A 510-nucleotide genomic window follows, 5' to 3' on the forward strand; every position below is an offset into this window, starting at 1 on the left:
TTTTCAGGGTGTCGTAGAGCTTGCCCAGATCATCGCCCGCCAGCGCTGTTTTCAATTGGTCGAACAGTGCCTGGTCCTTGGCCAGCAAGGCCTGATAAAGCAGGCTCTGGCGGTCTTCGAGCAGGTTTTTCCAGAGGCGCTGGGTCGCACCCAGGGTCTCGGTATCTGGATGAATGACTTCGCTGGGGCCGCCCACCAGGCACAGGCTCATCATGCGAATAAAACCTTCCACGGAGCGCGTGGAGGTCACGCTGTAGTCATACCGGGCGGCGAGCTGGAAAGGCGCGGCCTGGTATTCCCGGGCGTACAGCTCGCCCTCGCGGTCGATGGCCTGCTGCCAGACCTTTTGCTCGGCCAGGTAGGCCCGCTCGAAACTCGCCCGCTGGGCTTCGTCGTACCGCTCTTCGAGCCGCTCGCGGGCCTCGGTCTGCTTGAGTCGGGTCCCGCGTTGGGTTTCGGCCTCGACATCGATGGGCGGCAGCGGTGCCCTGAGCCCTGCCGCGCTGTTGT

The 510-nt window shown here is 63.9% G+C and carries 1 pseudogene; it reads right to left on the reverse strand.

The annotated features are described in order from the left end of the window. A pseudogene (locus tag ACOZJV_RS34695) lies at positions 1-510 on the reverse strand (hypothetical protein); the annotation flags it as partial.

The sequence above is a fragment of the Pseudomonas sp. QD4 genome, from assembly GCF_049199125.1.
GTDB lineage: Bacteria > Pseudomonadota > Gammaproteobacteria > Pseudomonadales > Pseudomonadaceae > Aquipseudomonas.